Source organism: Nonomuraea sp. NPDC050227, assembly GCF_044459705.1.
GTDB lineage: Bacteria > Actinomycetota > Actinomycetes > Streptosporangiales > Streptosporangiaceae > Nonomuraea.
Map to the genome: position 1 here is coordinate 1,051,406 of NZ_JBITJF010000002.1, position 16,277 is coordinate 1,067,682.

Consider the following 16,277-nt stretch of genomic DNA (forward strand, 5'->3'; position numbering starts at 1 on the left):
ACGGTCACGGCATTCACCCGATCCGTCGCAGGGCACGCTCGCGGCGTGCCGCCACCGTGGAGCCTGACTCGCCGCGTGCCATCCGCCGCAGCACGACCGGCGCCACGAGCAGGCCGAGCACCGCCCAGGCGCCCAGCACTCCGGCGGTCTCCAGGTGTCGCCAGGACGCGCCGATCTCGACGGCGACCGCCGCGTCCGGCAGCAGGGCCGAGCGCATTCCGAGCCCCATCCAGTAGAGGGGGAAGACCTGGGCGATCCACTGCAGCCACTCGGGCAGCGCGGTGATCGGGTAGAAGATGCCGGAGATCCCGATCAGGGCCAGGAACGGCAGCTGGACCAGCCCTTGGGCGCGTGCGGTGGCGAACACCGAGCCGAGGACGGCGCCGATGGGCAGGGTCGCGACCAGGCCGAGCGCCAGCACCCAGGCCAGTGCGGGCCAGGAGCCCGGGCTGATCCGCAGGCCCTCGACGAGCAGCACGGCGGGCACGAGGAAGATCGCCAGGTCGGCCAGCAGACCTCCGGACACCGAGATCACCTTGCCGATCAGGTATGCGGGCATGCCGTGCGGGGTCGCCTTGGCCCGCAGCAGCGTGCCGTCCTCGCGGTCGGCGGTGAGCTGCTGGCTCATGCTGATCAGGCCGGTCGCGGCGTTCATGCCGAGGATGCCGGGCAAGGCCAGGGCGCCGAGAAGGAGGGCGCCGACGGGCCGGTCCCGGATGAAGAACAGCGTGGCCACCATCAGGGCGGGCCACAGGAAGTGGGAGAACAGCTCGGCGCCGTTGGTGAACGACTGCCGCAGCTCGATCAGCCCCCGGGACCAGCCCGCGCGCAGTACGGTCGCGTTCATCGGGCCGCTCCCTCGGCCTCGCGCACCAGCGCCAGGTACGTCTGCTCCAGCGAGGCCCGGACGATCTCCAGCTCCTGGACGTCGTCGCCGTGACGGGCGAACAGCTCGCGGGCGAACGCGGTCGAGTCGGGCGTCCGCTCGACGTACCGCCGTCCGTCGCGCAGCCAGCGCACCTCGTCCTCGCCGGCGATCCGCCGTGCCAGCCCGGCGGCGGTGCCGTCGGCGACGATCCGGCCGCCGTTCAGCACGAGGATGCGGTCGGCCAGCTTCTCGGCCTCGTCCAGGTCGTGGGTGGTGAGCAGGACGGTGGTCTCGCGGGCGTCGGCCAGGTCGCGTACGAGATCGTGGAAGTCGGACCTGGCCTGCGGGTCGAAACCGGTGGTCGGCTCGTCGAGGAACAACAGCTCCGGGCGCCCCACGAGCCCGATCGCCACGTCGAGCCTGCGCCGCTGGCCGCCCGACAGCGTCTTGAGCTTCTTGCCGGCGTGCTCGACGAGGCCGACCCTCGCGATCAACTCGTCGGGGTCCCAGGGGCGCGGGATGGCGGGGGTGGCGTAGGGGGCGTAGTAGGCGCCGAGGTGGGCGAGGAGTTCGCGTACCGGCCAGTTGCCGTGGTCGCGCCAGGACTGCAGCACGATCCCGAGCCTGGCCCGCCACGACTCGTCGCCGTGCGAGGGGTCGGCGCCGAGCACGGAGACCCGGCCCTGCGACCGGACGCGGAAGCCCTCCAGGATCTCGATCGTGGTGGTCTTGCCCGCGCCGTTCGGCCCCAGCAGGGCCAGGACCTCGCCGTGGCGGGCCTGGAACGTGACGTCGTGCAGGACGTCGGTCGAGCCGTAGCGCATGCGCAGGCCGTCGACGTCGAGCACGACATCGGTGCTCCTTGTCATGAGATGACCTCTCTTCGTGATCGGATGACCTCGTGCCGGGGCGACTGCCGGTGCGAGGGCATGGCGCATCGCGGCCCGCACCGGGGCCGGAGCGTGGGGGTCAGGGGTGCCGGCTACCGGCTTTCGCGCGTGGACGTCTCCTCGACGCGGTCCGTCGGATCGGTCTCGACGAGCGCGTCGGCGGGCTTCCGAGGCACGTTTTCCGGCATGCAAGCAACCTTAGTTGACTATTCGGAGCTTAGTCAACCAGAGTTGCTTAAGAAGGGCGCGGGTGCCGTGCCAGCTCGTGGTGGGGGCGGCTGCTGCGCGGATACGCGACGGATACACGGCCGCGCGGTCGCCGATACGAGGGTGCGACGGTGTGGGAACCTTTGCCCCCGAAGGTGGACGACGTACGCCTGACGGCGTGCCCCGCGCGCTTGGAGGTGTGCGGGCAGGACCGTCGAAAGATGCGACCATGTTCAGCACCCGTGTTTCACCAGGCACTCGTCCGGCGCGCGTGGCGGTCGCGTGCCTGGTCGGCCTGGCGAGCTTCGCAGCCGCCGGCACGGCCGACGCCCGCACCGACGAAGAGCCTCTGACGTGGCGTGAATGCGCCAAGACGGCCAAGGACTGGCCCGTCGAGAACGACACCAGGACCGAATGCTCCACGCTGACGGTCCCCCTGGACCACGCGAACCCGCAGGGCCGCAAGATCAAGATCGCCGTGAGCCGGATCAAGGCCGCCGATCCGAGTAAGCGCCGTGGCGTGCTGGTCATCAGTCCCGGTGGTCCCGGCATCAGCAACATCGACGCGCCGGCGACGTACGCCGCCGGCAGGCTCGGCCCGCTGGCCGTCGACCATGACCTGATCGGGTTCGATCCCAGGGGCGTGGGCTACAGCGACAAGATCAAGTGCGACGCGGAGGAGCCGTCGCCCGCCGCGTCCGCCAAGGGCCAGGAGTCGTCCAGCATCTCCCCCAAGGAGGCGGCGAAGGCCGGATTCGCCGAGACCGCCGCGTACAACAAGCGGTGCGCCGCCAAGGATCCCGCCTTCGTCCAGCAATTGACCACCACGAACATCGCGCGTGACGTGGACGCGATCCGCGCGGCCCTCGGCGAATCGAAGATCAATTTCTACGGGGTGTCCTACGGCACCGCGGTGGGCGTGAACTACCGGTCGCTGTTCGACAACCGGGTGAACGCGATGTGGCTGGATTCGGTGATGCCTCCCGTCATCGACCTCGCCGCCATGGACGCCACGACGGACGCGCTCTCCGAGAAGCGCTTCAACGCCTTCGTTCCATGGCTGGCACGGCACGACGGCGAGTTCCACTTCGGGACGACCGACGCCAAGGTCCGCGAGAACATCTTCGCGTTGCGTGACGAGCTCCGCCGCAAACCCCGTGAGGTGGACGCGAACACGGTGCTCGACGACGAGTGGGTCAGGCAGCAGCTCGGCGGAGGGCCGGGATACTGGATCTCCTCCGCCAGGGATCTCGCCACCGTCCGCGAAGGCGGCGTCCCGCTGTCGGCGCGTCCAGCCCCGGAGTCGGCGAAGGTGTTCGGGTTCGACGAGAACCCGCTGGGCCTGAACCTGATCCAGTACCAGGCGATCTTCTGCAACGAGGGTGTCGGCGGCCGCGATTTCGAGCAGATGTGGGCGGCCGCGCAGGCTCGGAGAGCCGCCTTCCCCGCGACCGGCGGCTATTTCGAGCGCAGCGGCTGGTGCGGGGGATGGCCGTGGCCCGCACGGCCGTGGAAGCCGGTCAGGGGAACCAGTCCCCTGCAGCTGTCCGGCCACACCGACGAAGACGTCACGCCGTACGCCTGGGCGGTGGACACGGCGAAAGCCGCCGGCGGGACGTTGCTGACGGTCCAGGACGACGCGCACGCCTCGCTGCGCCGGCTGCCCTGCGCCGCGAAGGTGATCGATTTCTTCCGCACCGGCCGTACCGCCGCGGGCACCTGCCCCGGTACGCGCTGACCGCGGCCCCTCCCATGAACGGACATGAGATGCGTGTGTTTCGGCGAATCGGCGCGGCACTGGCTGCCGCCGTCCTCGGCCTCGGCCTGCCGGCCTTTCCCGCGCGGGCGGCGACCACAGACCTGGCGGGCACCGTCAATGTGGACGGCTGCTCGGGATCGCTGGTGCGGATGCCGGCCAGCGCGGCCGACGACCGGGCCTTCGTCCTGACCAACGGTCACTGCTACGAGGGCACGTGGCCGGTGCCGGACGAGGTCCTGGTGGACCAGCCGTCCCACCGCGTGGTCGACCTGCTCGACGGCGCCGGTGAGCCGGTGGCCACCCTGCACGTGGCCAGAGCGGTCTATGTGACCTTGACCGGCACCGACGTCGCGCTGTACCGGCTGGACCTGACCTACCGGCAGTTGGAGCGGGCCTACCGCGTCCGGCCGCTCACGGTGTCGGCGGAGCGTCCCGCACCGGGCACGGACATCCGGGTGCTCTCCGGAAGCATAAAGAAGGTCTTCTCGTGCGAGATCGACACGCTGGTCCACCGGGTGCTGGAGGTGGGCAACGTGACCAAGGACGTCATCCGTTACACGCCGCGGTGCGACACCGGCCCCGGCACCTCGGGATCCCCGGTCGTCGACGCCAGGAGCGGCCAGGTCGTCGGCATCAACAACACCAGCAACCACGACGGCGGCCGGTGCACGCTGGACAACCCGTGCGAGATGAACCGCGACGGCGTCATCAGCGTGCGCAAGGGCACCGCCTACGGAACGCAGACGTACTGGCTCGCCACCTGCGTCAGCGCGGGGAACCAGCTCGACCTGGAGCGCCCGGGCTGCCTGCTGCCCAGACCGGACCCGCGGCTCTCCGCACGGTGACCCGCGCCTGGGCCGTCTCCTCGCGTCACGCGAACCAGATGATCTCCTGACCGTGCGATCGGGCCCAGGCGAGCGGCTGCCCGTCCAGCGCGAGCACGTGGTGGTTCGCCTCGCCCGGCGGCGTCGGGAGCGTGTCGTAGGGCAGCACGTCGGGGGTCTCGTTCGCGATCCAGTGTGCGGGGAGCTCGCGTACCGCCTCGGCGAACGCCGTCCGTCGCGGCGTCGGCACGAGGTACAGCACCGAGCTGTGGAACACCACCAGCGTCGCGTCGGGCGGGGACTGCGCGGCCAGGGCCGGCAGGTCGTCCACCAGGTCGCCCCGTACGAGCAGCGGCGGGTCGGCTGCGACGACGGCCGCCGCCGCCCGCAGCCGGGCCCGGCGGTGCGTGTGCTCGGGCCAGATGAGCGCGTCGAGCCAGGCCAGATCCGCCGGGTCGGTCACGTCGAGCGGGTTCAGGTCCAGGCCGGCCCGCCACACCACCTGGGGCAGGCTGGTCGGCGGCGCCAGGCCGGCGGCCGTGCAGGCGAGGACCGGGTCGCCGGAGCCGACCAGGTGATCGCCGTAGCGGTAGCCGTACCGGTCGGGGTAGAGGCACAGCCCGGCGGACGCGCCCACCTCCAGCAGCGCGAGCGGCTGCGGGAGCGCGTTGAGCACCGGCAGCAGGACGGCACACCGTCCGGCCTCGTTCGTCTGGGTGGTTCGGGTGCGCATCTCCGCCTCGATCGCGGGCCAGTTCGCCACCGTGTAGTCGTGGAAGGCGGCCGGGTCGTCGACCGGCCCGCCGAGCAGCCGGACCACGCCGAACAGCAGGTTGGGCTGCCGTTTGGCCGGCGGAAGCCCGGCGAGCAGGTCCAGGAGGCCGGGATCCCGCGCCACCGCGGAGGCCAGGCGTTCGTACGTGGGCGACACACCGTGCGCCTCGCGCGCGGCGAATTCAGCGTAGATCGCGGCGATCGTCATGTTTCGATGATCGCAGCCGGGTGCGATCCCGGACGGCCGTGTCCTATGGGCTGCTACGGGCACGGTCGTCCTGGGCGTGCGGGAGCCGGCGCACGGCGGCGGAGGCCAGCGGGAGGACGGCCGCCGCGGCGTAGACCAGACCGGCGGTCGCGGCCACCTGGAAGCCGTCGAACCTGTCGGCCAGCAGTCCCACGGCCAGCTGGCCGACGGGGATCGCGAGGTAGGACAGCAGGTCGTCGTAGGACGAGACGCGCGAGAGCACGTGTGCGGGAACGTGCTCCTGCAGTGAGGTCTCCCAGCTGACGGCGGCGGCCGAGGAGCCCAGTCCGGCGGCGAAGGCGACCGCGATCAGCCAGGGGGCGTCCAGGCGCGCACCGAGCGCGAGCAGGGGGATCGCGCCGAGCGCGCTCATCAGCTGGCCCAGCCGCAGCAGGTGCCTGACCACCAGCCGGTAGATCAGCGCGCTCATGACCAGCATGCCGACGCCGCGGGCGCTGAGCACGAACCCCCACGTCTCCTCGCCGCTGAGCTGCCTGGTCAGTACGGGCCCCAGGATCTGCCAGGTGCCGACCTGAACCAGGTTGACCACGCAGAAGCACGCGGACACCGTCCACACCCAGCGGATGCGGCGGAACTCGGTCCAGCCGTCGCGGATGTCGGCCGCCATCCCGGAGGAGGGCCGCGGCGCGGCCGGCGCCGCGGGGAGGGACAGCCGGGCAAGGCATCCCGCGGCCAGGAGGTAGGTCAGTGCGTCGAAGGCGATGGCGGGGCCGCCGCCGACGGCGGCGACCGCGATCCCCGACAGGCTCGGCCCGAGGATCTTCGTGGCGTTCCGCACCGATCCCAGCAGCGCGTTCGCCTGCCGTATCCGGTCTTTGGCGACAAGTTGCGGCACGATGCCGCGCAGGGCCGGCGTGGTGAACGCGGCGAGAGTGCCGTTCAGGAACCCCAGCGCGGCCACCGGCAGCAGCGCGTACCTGCCGGTGAGCAGCAGCGCGGCGACGCCGCCCTGGGTGAGGGCCGAGCCCAGGTGGGCGGCCGTCAGGACCGTCCGGCGCGGGAGGCGATCGGCCACGGCCCCGCCCACCAGGAGAAAGGCGAGCAGCGGCACCATGTAGGCGGTCAGGACGACGCCGAGGTCGCTGGTGTTGCCCGAGGCGTCCAGCACCCCGAACGCCAGCGCGACCGGCGCCATCGAACTGCCCAGCAGCGACACCGCCTGCGCGGAGAGGAACCAGCGGAAATCGGTCTGTCGCAGGAGGGCTGAGAGCATGGGCAGGAGTCTGCAGACATACCGGATCGCGCACTATCGTTTCGGCAGGAGGCGAAAGATGACGCTGCTGCGGTTGAGCACCCTGGCCCTGTCGCGGTCGCGGTTCGCGCTGTCGCCGCTCGCCGAGACGCTGGGATCACTGATGGTGCTCGACAGGCCCTGCGCCGATCCGTGGCTGGCGTCCTGGCACGGCCGCCACCGCGGCGCGTTCCGCGCCGTCCTGGAAGCCGATCCTTTCGCCGGGGGCCTGGTCAGGTTGCTGAGCTCGACCAAGTGGCTGCCGAGCCACGTGGTGCTTCCGCCGACGGGCGGCATGCGCACCACTTTGGACAGCGAGCTCGCGTCGGTCGCGCGGGTGCCCGACGAGGAGGTGCGCGCCGAGCTGGCGGAGTCGGTGGCGCACAGCTGGAAGCAGCACGATCTGGCCTGGCTGACCGGACGCGGCTGGGCGGCCCGTACCGCCGACCTGCTCAGGTACGTGTGGGACGCTCATGTGGCCCCCGACTGGCCGCGCCGGCGGGCGCTGCTGGAACGCGACGTCACCTACCGGGCGGGGTTGCTGGCCGCCTACGGGTGGCCGCGCGCGCTGGAGCGCATGAGCCGCCGCAGCGCCTGGGTCGGCGACGACGCCATCCGCTTCAGCGACCAGCCCTCCCCCGACCGGGTCGTCGGCGACGAGGGCATGCTGTTCGTCCCGGTCAGCGTGCTGAGCAGCGGCACGTGGTTGTGCGAGGCGCCGCCGACGTCGTACGCGCTGGTCTATCCGGCCCGCGGATCGGCCGGCGGCACGGCGCGTTCGCCGCGCGCCCGGTCGCTGGAGCGGCTCATCGGCGCCGGTCGAGCGGCCATCCTGGACGAACTCGAACACCCCGCGACCAGCAGCGAGCTCGCCGCGCACCTCGGCCTGTCACTCGGCACCGTCGGCGGCCACCTGGCCGTCCTGCGCGACGCGGACCTCGTCGTCGGCACGCGGGCCGGTCGGCGGGTGGTCTATCGGCGCACCGAGACCGGTCACCTGCTCGCGGGCCAGGGAGAAGGCTGAGCAGGACGGGCCGGGTGATCCCCTTGCGTTTTCATCCCACGCGACGGATCATTTCGTGCGCATCGTACCGTTTCCCTGCGAATCAGGAAGGACGATCCATGATCCGTCGCGTACTGGCCGTCGCGGTTCTGGCCGCCGCCACGCTCGCCACCGTCCCGGCCGCCGCGCAGGCGCTGCCTGCCTGCCCGGTCGGTTACCTGTGCAACACCCAGTACTTCTCCGACGCCGCGCGCACCCACCTGGTGGGCGTCAGGACGCAGTTCTGCGACCGTTCGGTCTCGACCTGGGGCACGCTCAGCGGCTACGTCACCTGGTCCTCCAGCCCCTGCAACTGATGACAGGCCTCCGGCACGGGGCCAGGAAGCCTCAGCCACTCGCCCTCCTGCCGGAGGTCCGGGGATGTCGTGGGCCCGGTTCGCGGCCGGGCGGCTGGTGGATCCGCTGCTCCGGCGCCGGTCGCGACGGGTTGGGCCGGGTGACCTCCGTCCCGTCCAGGAGGATCTGCTCCCCGTGGTGGGTCACCGTGATCGACGGCCCCCGCAGCAGCCGGTAGACCGTCGCCTCCGGGGCGACGCCGACGCTCAGCAGGCTGCCGCGGTAACGCAGCCGGAAGGCGAGCCGGGTGATGCCGGGAGGCAGTGACGGGGCGAAGCAGATCCGTCCCCGGCCGGCGCGCATCCCGCCGAAGCCCGAGACGAGAGCGATCCACGCCCCGGCCAGCGAGGCCATGTGCACGCCGTCCATGGTGTTCCGCTCCAGATCCGCCAAATCCATCAGCGCCGCCTCGCCGAGATAGCGATAGGCGAGCTCCAGATGGCCCACCTCGGCGGCGATCACCGCCTGGGTGCAGGCCGACAGGGACGAGTCCCGTACGGTCAGCGCCTCGTAGTAGGCGAAGTTGCGGGACTTCTGCTCCGGCGTGAAGGCGTCCCCGCGCAGATGCATGGCCAGCACCAGGTCCGCCTGCTTGACCACCTGCTTGCGGTAGAGGTCGAAGTACGGGAAGTGCAGCAGCAGCGGATACTGGTCGGGCCTGGTGGCCGCGAAGTCCCAGGCCGCGTGCTGGGTGAAGCCCTCGCACTGCGGGTGGACCCCCAGCCGATCGTCGTAGGGCACGGACATCGCCTCCGCCGCGTCCCGCCAGCGGCGGATCTCCTCGGCGGTGACCTGGAGCCGTTCCGCCGGGCCCGGATGGCGGTCCGCGGCCTCGGCCGCCGCGCGGAGGTTCTGCTGGGCCATCAGGTTCGTGTACACGTTGTCGTCGACCACGGCGGTGTACTCGTCGGGGCCGGTCACACCGTCGATGCGGTAGCGCCCGGCCGGGTCGTGGTGGCCGAGGGCGCACCACAGCCGGGCCGTCTCGACCAGCAGCGGCAGGCCGGTCCGCTGTTCGAACGACAGGTCCTGGCTGGCGTCCACGTACTGGATCGCGGCGTGCGCGATGTCGGCGTTGACGTGGAAGGCCGCGGCTCCGGCGGGCCAGTAGCCGGAGCACTCCTCACCGTGGATGGTCCGCCAGGGGAAGGCGGTGCCGTGCAGGCCGAGCTGCTTCGCGCGCTCGCGAGCCAGCGGGATCGTGGTCCGCCGCCAGCACAGCGCGTCCGCGACGGCCGCGGGATGGGTGTAGGTGAGCACCGGCAGCACGAAGATCTCGGTGTCCCAGAAGGCGTGCCCGTCGTAGCCGGAGCCGGTCAGGCCCTTGGCCGGGATGGCGCGCTCCTCCAGGCGCGCGGCCGACTGCAGCAGATGGAACAGCCCGAAACGCACCGCCTGCTGCACCTCGGCGTCGCCCTCCACCTCGACGTCCGCGCCTTCCCAGAAGTCGTCGAGGTAGCGCCGCTGGTCGGCGTGCAGGCCGTCCCAGCCGTCCAGGCGGGCGGAGGCCAGCGCGGCGGCCACCTGGTCGTGCAGCGCGGCCCGCGAGCGCTGCGCCGACCATCCGTAGGAGAAGAACTTGACCAGCCGCAGCGTCTGGCCGGGCGACAGTCGGGTGGCCACGGTCAGCCGGCTGACGTCGTCGCTGCCCTGCGCCTCGATCCTGGTGCCGTCCGGCCCGTCGATCTCGTGGCACATCCCGGCGGCCACGCGCAGGCCGCTGGCCCGGGTGCGGTGGACCATGATCGCCGTTCCGTCGCTGCTCGGGACGTTCTCCTCCGCGACCAGCGGCGCGTGCAACGGGGCGGCGGCGCGCGGGTCGGCGCTCTCGTAGGTCTGGGTCTCGTTGGCGATCAGCTCCGACTGGAGGACCACGCGCAACGGCCGCTCGACGGCCTCGACCTCGTACAGGATCGCGGCGACCGCGCGGTGGGTGAAGGACACCAGCCGGGTGGACGTGATCCGGACCGGGGCTCCGGTCGGGGAGCTCCAGTGGGCCGTGCGCGTCAGGGTGCCGGCGCGCAGGTCGAGGACCCGTTCGTGCCGGTGGAGCGTCCCGTACCGCAGGTCGAACGGCTCGTCGCCGACCAGCAGCCGGATCACCTTGCCGTTGGTGACGTTCACCACGGTCTGTCCGGATTCCGGGTACCCATAGCCCGCCTCCGCGTACGGCAGCGGCCGCACCTCGTAGAACCCGTTGAGGTACGTGCCCGGCGCCCCGTGCGGCTCGCCCTCGTCCAGGTTGCCGCGCAGCCCGATATGTCCGTTGGACAGCGCGAACACCGACTCGGTCTGCGCCAGCACCCGCAGGTCGAGATGCCGCTCCCGGACCGCCCACGGCTCGACGGTGAACGCCGGATGCCGGATCATCCGGCCTCCCGGGACGGCGCGCCCCGCTCCAGCAGGTCGGCCAGGTCGGTGACCACGACGTCGGCGCCGTGGTCGCGCAACGCGTCCGCCTGCCCCGCCCGGTCCACGCCGACGACGTAGCCGAAGCCTCCCGCCCGGCCGGCGGCGACTCCGGCCAGGGCGTCCTCGAACACCGCCGCCTCGGGCGCCCGCAGCCCCAGCGCCTCGGCGCCCGCCAGGTACATGTCCGGAGCCGGCTTGCCGGCGAGCCGGCGGTCCCGGGCCACGACGCCGTCGATCCGGGCCTCGAACTGCCCGGCGAGCCCGGCGGCGGCGAGGACCTGCTCGGTGTTGGCGCTGGAGGACACCACCGCGCGGCGCAGCCCCGCGTCCCGGACCGCGGCCAGGTAGCGGACGGAGCCGGGGAACACGTCCACGCCGTCCCGGTCGATAATGGCCTGCACCAGGGCGTTCTTGCGGTTGCTCAGGCCGTACACGGTCATCGTGCCGGGCGGGTCGTCCGGCGTCCCCTCGGGCAGGCTGATGCCTCGGGCGTCCAGGAAGCCGCGCGCGCCGTCCGCCCGTTTCCTGCCGTCGACGTAGCGGTCGTAGTCGGCGCCCGCGTCGAAGGGGACGAACGCGGCCCCGGTCTGCTCGCTCCAGGCCCGCAGGAAGTCGTCGAACATCGACTTCCAGGCCCTGGCGTGCACGGTGGCGGTGCGGGTCAGCACGCCGTCCATGTCGAACAGGCACCCTCGAATGCCGTCAGGCAGCCCCAGCATGGATCCCCCGTTCGCCCTCACACCAGCTCCCACCTGCGCATACCCTCCGCCTGCGGTCCTCACCCGCGCCGGCGCCCCGGCGGCGTTTGCCCACTTCGCCCAGGGGCATGTCGGCTGGACGGCGTGCGGTGCCATCGGGGGGAAGGGGAACCCATGCCACTCGTCAATGTGAAGGTGATCGAGGGTGTGTTCAGCGCCACCCAGAAGGCCGAGATGGTGCGGAGGCTGACCGACGCGATCGTCGCCATCGAGGGTGAGCACATGCGTCCCCTGACCTTGGTCGTGATCGAGGAGATCAAGAGCGGCGACTGGGGTGTGGCGGGACAGCCGGTGACGGCCGCGGAGGTGAAGGCGCTGGCCTCGGGCGGGCCCGGATGACGTCCTTGGGGCGGTACGCGTCCCGCGCTCTAGACGCCCAGCGCTGCCAGGGTCTCCCGTAGCCAGCCGATCTCGGTCCTGCTGGTGGCGGTGGCGATCGTGAACAGGCCCTTGCGGAACGGGTCGTCGAAGTCGGCGGCCCGCAGGGGCCGGTCGCCGTCCCAGAAGAAGCTGGCCGGTTCGGTGAGGAAGGTCAGTCTGCGTCGCAGCACACCCGCCTGGAGCGCGGGGTCGCCGAGGTGACGCAGGAACGCCAGCATCGTGAACCAGCGGTTCTCGTCGGTGATGAACGGCTCGTCCGGCTCGGCGAGCCGCTGCCGGAGCTCGGCGCGCCCGGCGTCGGTGAGGGTGAGCACGTGCCTGGGTGCGGCCTGGGCGCCGGGCTGCAGGTCGCGTTGGAGCAGGCCGTCGCGCTCCAGACGTTTGATCGCCGGGTAGAGGGTGCCGTCGGCGATGGGCCGGACGTGGCCGGTCAGGGCGGCGACGCGCTTGCGCAGCTCGTACCCGTGGAGCGGTTCGTCGTAGAGGAAGCCCAGGATCGACAGCTCAATCATCCCGCTATGCTATCTCGATGTCTTGGTACATCGATGTCGAGGTATCTCGGAGGGGATGGTCATGAGGGACGCGCAGGTACTGCCGGACGGGAGCCGCATCCGCTGGGCCGAGGTGGCCGGTCGTGAGCCGGTCCGCGTCTACGTGCACGGGCTGGGCGCGGCGGCGGCGCCGTACTTCCTGGAGGTCGCGAGCCGGCCGGAGCTGGCCGGGCACCGGAGCCTGTTCGTGGACCTGCTGGGGTTCGGCACCAGCGACCGGCCCACCGCGTTCGGCTACACCATCGAGGAGCACGCGGACGCGCTCGCGACCGCATTGCGGGCGGCGGATGTGCGCGCGGCGCAGGTGGTCGCGCACAGCATGGGCGGGACGGTCGCGGTGCACCTGGCCGAGCGGCATCCGGAGCTGGTGGCCGAGCTGGTGCTGGTGGACGCCAATCTGGACCCGGCCGACCCCGCGCCGCGGCCGGGCAGCTCGGGCATCGCCGCCTACACCGAGGCGGACTTCGTCCGGCACGGCTGGGAGGAGACGCTGACCCGGGTCGGGCCGCACTGGGCGGCCACGATGAGGCTCGCCGGACGGGAGGCGCTGCACCGGAGCGCGGTCCACCTGGCGCGCGCGGATGTGCGGGAACGGCTGCGGAGGCTGCCGATCCCGCGCGCCTACCTCCACCCGGAGGCGGACGGCGAGCCCGGCGGGGCGGCCGAGCTGGCGGCCTCCGGGGTGCGGCTGGTCGCCGTCCCGGACGCCGGCCACAACATCATGATCGACAACGTGGACGGATTCGCCAGGGAGGTGAGCGGCCTCCTCGCCGGCCGGTGAGCAGGCCGCGTTTCCCCGGGGAGCCGCGTGCTCGGGATCCCGCCGGTGGAGGGCTGCCGAAAGGGCGCCTGACCCCACCCTGTTCACCTCTACGTGCGCGGGAATTGGGGGTGACCGATTCCCGCGATCCAACCCGTGACAAAAGGGCTGACAAGCGCTTGAATGGCGCTCGGACATGAAGAGTCACATCGGGCTGGTGGGCCGGAGCGCGGAGCTGGAGCGGCTGCTGGCGGCCGTCGTCCATCCGCCCGCTCTGGCCGTCGTCGAGGGTGAGGCGGGCATCGGCAAGACCCGCCTGGTCTCCGAGCTGGCCGCGCGGGCCGGCCGGCCGGTGTTCCTGGGGCGGTGCGCGCACATCAGGGAGCCGTTCCCCCTCGGCCCGCTCCTCGACGCCGTGCGCGGCATCGGCGCGAACGGGCCGCTGTCGCCCGTCACCGGCGCGTTACGGCCGCTGCTGCCGGAGCTGGCCGGGCAGTTGCCGCCCGCCCCCGAGCCGCTGGAGGAGCGGGCGGCCGAGCGGCACCGGATCTTCCGCGCGCTGTCGGAGCTGCTGGGCTCTCTGGGCGAGGCCGTACTCGTGCTGGAGGACCTGCACTGGGCCGACGAGCAGACCCTGGCCTTCCTCGGCTACCTCATGGGCGAGCCGCCACCGGGGCTGTCGGTGGTGCTGACGTTCCGGGGCGAGGAGGTCGCGCTGGACGCCAGGACGATCGCGGCGCGGGCGGCGCCGTCGGTGTCGCGGGCCCAGGTGGGCCTGGAGCCGCTCGACGTGGCCGAGACCCGCGAGCTGATGACCGCGATCCTCGGCTCGGAAGGGGTGTCGGAGGAGTTCGCCGCCCATCTGTGCGAGCGCACGTCGGGATTGCCCTTCGCGATCCAGGAGATGGTGGCGCTGCTGCGCGAGCGCGGGACGCTGATCAGGCGCGGGCGCGGATGGGCGCGTAAGGCCATCGACGAGCTGAACGTCCCGACGGCGCTGCGCGACTCGGTGCTGGAGCGGGTGGGCCGGCTGCCCGCCGGGGCGCGGGCCGTGGTGGACGCGGCGGCGGTGCTGCAGGTGCCGGTGCCCGTGGCGGTGCTGGTGGCGATCTGCGGCCTGGAGCGCCCGGACGCGCTGGCCGGGCTGGAGGAGGCGCTGCGCTCGGGGCTGCTGAGCGAGCACACCGCGCTCCCGCGCGGCGCCCCCGACGGCTCGGCGCGCACCGCGGGTGTGGGGTTCCGGCACATGCTGGCCCTGCAGGCGGTGTACGAGAGCATCGCGCTGCCCCGGCGTCAGGTGCTGCATGGACGGGCGGCCGAGGCGGTCGAGCGGTTGCGGCCGGTGCCGATCGGGCAGATCGCCCACCACCTGCGGCATGCCGGGATGATGGAGGAGTGGGCCCGGGCGGCCGACCGGGCCGCGGCCGAGGCCGGCCGGCACGGCGACGACAGCGAGGCGGCCCGCCTGCTCGGCGACGTCCTGCGCGAGGCCCCGCCCGAAGGGGAACTGCTGGAGGACATGGCGGTGCGCTTCGGCTGGGCCTCCGTCCAGGGCCTGCACGCCCAGCCCGGCTTCGGCCAGATGGACGATCTGCTGCGCCGCGACCTCGCTCCCGGCGTGCGCGGCGAGCTGCACTTCCTGTACGGCCTGCTCCTGGAGAGGGCGGGCGCCGCCCCGGAACTCCGGCGGGAGCAGTTCGCCACGGCGGTGCGCCACCTCGACGACCGTCCGGAGCTGGCGGCGTGGGCGATGGTCGGGCTCGGCGTGCCGACCTCGGCCGGGGTGTCGCCGGCCGAGCACGTCTACTGGCTGGACCGCGCGCTGGAGACCGCCGAACGGCTCGGCGGCAGCCCGTCGCTGCAGCTGTCGGTGCTCGGCAAGGTGGCGATGGTGCTCACCACCATCGGCGACCCACGCTGGACGTCGCTGACCGAGCGGATGACCCGGCTGGCCGGCGGCCGTCCGGTGTCCCGGCAGGAGGTCGTCGCGTTCTGGTCGGTCGGCGACGAGACCTGTTACGCGGGCCATTACGCGGTGAGCGAGCGGCTGCTGGAGGCCGCGCTGCGCGGTGGGCTGAAGATCGACAGCAGCCGGCGCCTGGAGTACCTCATCCGCTCCTCCCTGGCGGTGCTGCGCTACTTCCGCGGGGAGTGGACGGGCCTGGCCGACGAGACCGCCCTGCTGCTGGACGCGCTCGACGAGCAACCGCACCAGCGCGTCACGGCCGAGCTGGTCGCCCACTGCCTGGCCGTGGCGCGGGGTGAGATCGAGGAGGGGGCGCGCAGGCTCCGCGCGGCCGTCGGGCGGGCCGTGGAGGTCGGCGCGGTGGACGCGCTGCCGCCGGCGGTCGAGACGTTGCTGCGCCTGGGCACGGTCCGGGGCGAGCCGCCGGACGACGAGCTGATCGGGATGCTGGCGGGGTGGCGGGCCAAGGGGTTGCAGCCGCTGGCCGTCCGCGCGTTGCCGGCCCTGGCGGGCGCGCTGGTCGCGGCCGGCCGGGCGGCCGAGGCCGGCCTGTTGTGCGCGGAGCTGGAGCGGGAGCTGGACGGGCTGGACGCGCCGCTGGCGCCCGCGGCCCTGGCCCACGCCCAGGGGTTCGTGACGGGAGACCCGGAGCGCTTCCTGGCGGCCGCCCACGCCTACGACGAGCTGGGCGGCCGGTACGAGGCGGCCCAGTGCCGCGCACTGGCCGCGACCGCCCTGCTCGACGGCGACCGCGACCGCGACGGCGACGGCAACGGCGACGGCGACGGCGACGGCGACGGCGACGGCAACGGCAACGGCGACGGCAACGGCGACGGCAACGGCGACGGCGACGGCGACGGCGATCCCGGGCGGGCCGGAGCGCTGCTGGGCGTCGCCATCGCGGTCTTCGAGGAGCTGGGGGCGCGGTGGGACCTCGACCGGGCCGCGAGCACGGCCAGGCGGCACGGCGTGGCCGGGCCCGTCCGGTACCGGGGCGGCACGCGCGGCTACGGTGACGCGTTGTCGCCGCGCGAGGCCGAGGTGGCCGAGCTGGCCGCGACCGGGCTGAGCAACAGGGAGATCGCCAAGGAGCTGTTCCTGTCGCCGAAGACGGTGGACAAACATCTGAGCGCGGTGCTGCGCAAGCTGGGGCTGCGGTCGCGGGCGGCGCTCGGGCAGCGCATGGGCGGATCCGGCTGACCCACCCCCACGAATGGGGATTTTTCCCC

The 16,277-nt window shown here is 72.7% G+C and carries 14 protein-coding genes; 7 read left to right on the forward strand and 7 right to left on the reverse strand.

Annotated elements, in window-relative coordinates; translation table 11 throughout:
- Positions 1-13 precede the first annotated feature (13 nt).
- Together ACIBK9_RS12265 and ACIBK9_RS12270 are read right to left on the reverse strand one after the other, a co-directional pair.
- Positions 14-847: an ABC transporter permease gene (locus tag ACIBK9_RS12265; protein WP_397157493.1), complete on the reverse strand. Its 834-nt coding sequence runs from the start codon at positions 845-847 to the stop codon at positions 14-16.
- Positions 844-1,737 (reverse strand): ABC transporter ATP-binding protein, encoded by an 894-nt coding sequence (locus ACIBK9_RS12270; protein WP_397157495.1) that lies wholly within the window; start codon positions 1,735-1,737, stop codon positions 844-846. The genes ACIBK9_RS12265 and ACIBK9_RS12270 overlap by 4 nt, the downstream gene beginning before the upstream one ends.
- Before the next feature lie 271 nt (positions 1,738-2,008).
- On the opposite strand from ACIBK9_RS12270, the gene ACIBK9_RS12275 reads away from it, so the two are divergent.
- Together ACIBK9_RS12275 and ACIBK9_RS12280 are read left to right on the forward strand one after the other, a co-directional pair.
- Positions 2,009-3,703 (forward strand): alpha/beta fold hydrolase, encoded by a 1,695-nt coding sequence (locus ACIBK9_RS12275; protein ID WP_397157497.1) that lies wholly within the window; start codon positions 2,009-2,011, stop codon positions 3,701-3,703.
- A 29-nt stretch (positions 3,704-3,732) separates the two neighbouring features.
- Entirely contained in the window at positions 3,733-4,569 is an 837-nt protein-coding gene (locus ACIBK9_RS12280) for a serine protease (protein WP_397157499.1), read from the forward strand.
- Between the two features lie 25 nt (positions 4,570-4,594).
- On the opposite strand, the gene ACIBK9_RS12285 is transcribed toward ACIBK9_RS12280, so the two are convergent.
- Positions 4,595-5,530, reverse strand: coding sequence for a DUF2332 domain-containing protein (locus tag ACIBK9_RS12285; protein WP_397157501.1), 936 nt, complete (start codon positions 5,528-5,530; stop codon positions 4,595-4,597).
- 43 nt (positions 5,531-5,573) lie between these two features.
- A complete protein-coding gene (locus ACIBK9_RS12290) occupies positions 5,574-6,803 on the reverse strand; it encodes an MFS transporter (RefSeq protein WP_397157503.1) in 1,230 nt (409 codons plus the stop codon).
- Positions 6,804-6,861: 58 nt separating this feature from the next.
- Here ACIBK9_RS12290 and ACIBK9_RS12295 point away from each other — a divergent pair, with 58 nt between their 5' ends.
- Both ACIBK9_RS12295 and ACIBK9_RS12300 read left to right on the forward strand, forming a co-directional pair.
- Positions 6,862-7,845, forward strand: coding sequence for a helix-turn-helix domain-containing protein (locus ACIBK9_RS12295; protein WP_397157505.1), 984 nt, complete (start codon positions 6,862-6,864; stop codon positions 7,843-7,845).
- 98 nt (positions 7,846-7,943) lie between these two features.
- Entirely contained in the window at positions 7,944-8,180 is a 237-nt protein-coding gene (locus ACIBK9_RS12300; RefSeq protein ID WP_352329212.1) for a DUF6289 family protein, read from the forward strand.
- Between the two features lie 31 nt (positions 8,181-8,211).
- Here the strand turns inward: ACIBK9_RS12300 and ACIBK9_RS12305 are convergent, their stop codons facing one another.
- Together ACIBK9_RS12305 and ACIBK9_RS12310 are read right to left on the reverse strand one after the other, a co-directional pair.
- Positions 8,212-10,590, reverse strand: a complete 2,379-nt coding sequence (locus tag ACIBK9_RS12305) for a glycoside hydrolase family 65 protein (RefSeq protein WP_397157508.1) — start codon at positions 10,588-10,590, stop codon at positions 8,212-8,214.
- Entirely contained in the window at positions 10,587-11,351 is a 765-nt protein-coding gene (locus ACIBK9_RS12310; RefSeq protein ID WP_397157510.1) for a beta-phosphoglucomutase family hydrolase, read from the reverse strand. Before ACIBK9_RS12310 ends, ACIBK9_RS12305 begins: the two co-directional genes overlap by 4 nt.
- A 153-nt stretch (positions 11,352-11,504) precedes the next feature.
- On the opposite strand from ACIBK9_RS12310, the gene ACIBK9_RS12315 reads away from it, so the two are divergent.
- Positions 11,505-11,729 (forward strand): 4-oxalocrotonate tautomerase family protein, encoded by a 225-nt coding sequence (locus ACIBK9_RS12315; protein ID WP_397157512.1) that lies wholly within the window; start codon positions 11,505-11,507, stop codon positions 11,727-11,729.
- Positions 11,730-11,758: 29 nt separating this feature from the next.
- On the opposite strand, the gene ACIBK9_RS12320 is transcribed toward ACIBK9_RS12315, so the two are convergent.
- Entirely contained in the window at positions 11,759-12,283 is a 525-nt protein-coding gene (locus tag ACIBK9_RS12320) for a PadR family transcriptional regulator (RefSeq protein ID WP_397157514.1), read from the reverse strand.
- Between the two features lie 61 nt (positions 12,284-12,344).
- Here ACIBK9_RS12320 and ACIBK9_RS12325 point away from each other — a divergent pair, with 61 nt between their 5' ends.
- Together ACIBK9_RS12325 and ACIBK9_RS12330 are read left to right on the forward strand one after the other, a co-directional pair.
- The gene (locus tag ACIBK9_RS12325) at positions 12,345-13,103 is read left to right on the forward strand and encodes an alpha/beta fold hydrolase (RefSeq protein WP_397157516.1); all 759 of its coding nucleotides are present in this window, start codon (positions 12,345-12,347) and stop codon (positions 13,101-13,103) included.
- A gap of 175 nt (positions 13,104-13,278) precedes the next feature.
- On the forward strand, positions 13,279-16,248 hold the full coding sequence (locus ACIBK9_RS12330; RefSeq protein ID WP_397157518.1) for an AAA family ATPase: 2,970 nt from the start codon (positions 13,279-13,281) through the stop codon (positions 16,246-16,248).
- Positions 16,249-16,277: the final 29 nt, after the last annotated feature.